Source organism: Cobetia crustatorum, from assembly GCF_000591415.1.
In the GTDB taxonomy this organism is placed as follows: domain Bacteria; phylum Pseudomonadota; class Gammaproteobacteria; order Pseudomonadales; family Halomonadaceae; genus Cobetia; species Cobetia crustatorum.
On the sequence record NZ_JEMF01000065.1, the window covers coordinates 1 to 2,624 of the forward strand.

Sequence of the window (2,624 nt, forward strand, 5' to 3'; positions counted from 1 at the left end):
CCTCATGAATAAGCCGGGTTCATCGGATGGCTCTATCAGGCGGTAGCGATATTGCTAGATTCTACCCCGTCGGTGGCGATCAGGCACCAACGGCAGGATTTGTGCAGTGTTTCCTTAGGGGTCTGTTTTTATCTCTATTATGGATTTTAACATGAATAGTTCTTGCGGCAAATTTAATAACTATGTTACTCTTGGTTATAGAAAAGATATACAAGGATTAAGGGCGCTATGCTCTTTGACGATCATGTCTTTTCATATATGGATGAATAAGGTATCCGGTAGCGTAGACGTTTTTTTGTCATTTCCGGTTTTCTGATGTCATCAATCCTACTGAGGAATTATTTTAAGTATGGTATTTATAGCCCTCTTTCCTTTTGGAGTAATATAACACGAAAAGTTTTCCCTGTGGCGTATGTAGTTATTGGCACCACATTGATATTTAGTTACTTCTATGCTTCGCCTTCATTGTTGTTGTCAATTATTAATGAGGCTATCGCAGCTATTCTTCATGCTGAAAATTTACAGTTGATTAGAAATTCTATTGACTATTTGGCTTCTGGGACTTCCCCCAGTCCTGTGCAACAGTTTTGGGCATTGTCCCTTCAAATGCAATTTTATTTATTGCTTCCTGTTGTAATTATACCTCTTGCTGTATTATCTCATAAACTTAAATCATCTAGACCTCTCTATTATGGCGTCGTTAGTATTCTTTTGATTTCTTTTTTGATATCTGTATATATGTCTTATGCAGATGCTAGCGCTAGTTACTTTCATCCCATGACTAGGTTATGGGAGTTCTTTTGGGGTGTTGGAGTCTATCTGATTATTGTTAATTTAAGTTTCAATAGATTCAACAGTTTTTATTGTATTGTTGGGGTAGTGTTGATTTTCGGTGGAGCTTTCTTTATACCTAAGTCTTTTGCATATCCTGGGTATATAGCATTGGTGCCTGTCCTAGGTGCCTCTCTTATCATTATCTCCGGTGTGAAATCTCAATCAGGCTTCAATAGTCTTTTATCTGCTAAGTGGTTGGTCTATCTCGGAGGAATATCTTTTTCTATTTATTTGTGGCATTGGCCTGTACTATATTTTTACAAAAATATTTTTAATCTGGATTATATCAGTGTAGTTCATGGCGTCATAATTATTTCTTCATCCATTTGTTTAGCTATTTTTACTAAATATTTGATTGAGTTTCCAGTTTCCCTGCTCCCCAAAAATAATATTTATATCAATTTCTTACTCGGTACAATTTTTTTCCTTCCAGTTGCCTTTGGAGCTTACCTGCTTCGACTCGAATTGACTTCCATTAGTCAATCAATGTATTCTAAGTGGCATTCATATGCAGCTCCACATCAAGTTTTAGAACCGTTGGAAATCAATAATGATCCTTCAAGCATACCACGAAACGAATTTATAGGTGCTAGGAAAGTGGTGCCTGTAACTTATCGCATAGACTGTCATCAGAGTATAGACGGGGTTGAGGCGAGAGAATGTCGCTTCGGTAGTCTGGGTTCAGAAAAAAAGGTCATGCTTGTTGGTGGATCTCATGCAGCGCAATGGTTACCTGCATTAAAAAACATTGCTGTAGTAAATGAGTTTGAATTGATTAGCGTTACTAAAAGCAGTTGCCCATTAGGTGTGATAAAGGATGCGAATGATTCGTGTGTTTCTTGGAACAAGAATGCTGTTAAATTAATAGAAGAAATTTCACCTGTCGCAGTTATTACCAATTCAACCCGTACAACCTCTGCAACTGAATATATTCCTGATGGTTACTTAAATATATGGAAATCTTTGTTTTCTAGCAATATTAAAGTGATTGGCATCAGGGATAACCCAAGGTTCTCATATGATGTTCCTGATTGCGTCTATAAGAATAAGGATCCTGTTAGTGATGGCCCGTGTGTTAAATCTCGAGCTGCTTCTTTACTTGATAAAGACCCATCCATTGCTTATTCTGAGCTTATAGCAAGTATTGATATGTCTGATTGGCTATGCAGTACTACTCATTGCCCTACAGTAAACGATGGTATGTTAATGTATAGAGATGCAAATCATATACATTTACCTTATGTTAAATATCTTACTGCTTCGTTAGAATCAAAACTGATGCCATTGCTCAACGATCAAACCCATTAATGAAAAGCTATAACTTTAATATATGTCCTTGATATTTACATGTGGCATTACACTATTATGAATGTCCACTCCTGCGAATTGTTCGGTAACAATTGATCCAAAGCTCAGCTTCTTCATTGAAACGAAAACGCCGCATCCTCGTGATGCGCGTTTTCGTATGGGTTCACAGGTACGGGATAAGTGCCTATTCAAAATTAATCGTGCGCTCAGCGCCATAACCGTCGAGCAGCCGGTGCACCTCATCGCACAGGTGCTCAAATGACAGATATGCACTCAGTGGCAGCCATGCATACTTCATCTGTCGCCACAGAATCTCAATCAGATTCAGCTCCGGCGAGTCGGAATCTGTCAACATAGTTGGCACATGAAGTGGTTCTGGCTTTTTAAAACCCTATTGCCTGCGGTATCGGATCCCGCTCCGGATTCAAATGCACTATCTCCGGCAGGTCGAATTTTCGGATGTCACCTGACCATCGCTCCGG

1 protein-coding gene and 1 pseudogene are annotated in these 2,624 nt (G+C 38.9%); one reads left to right on the forward strand and one right to left on the reverse strand.

The window, feature by feature from the left end:
• Positions 1 to 300 precede the first annotated feature (300 nt).
• Complete coding sequence (locus tag BF12_RS21765; protein ID WP_282705507.1) at positions 301 to 2,142, forward strand: acyltransferase family protein; 1,842 nt, start codon at positions 301 to 303, stop codon at positions 2,140 to 2,142.
• A gap of 184 nt (positions 2,143 to 2,326) precedes the next feature.
• Here BF12_RS21765 and BF12_RS20170 read toward each other — a convergent pair.
• Positions 2,327 to 2,479, reverse strand: a pseudogene (locus BF12_RS20170) (IS630-like element ISHsp2 family transposase); the annotation flags it as partial.
• Positions 2,480 to 2,624: the final 145 nt, after the last annotated feature.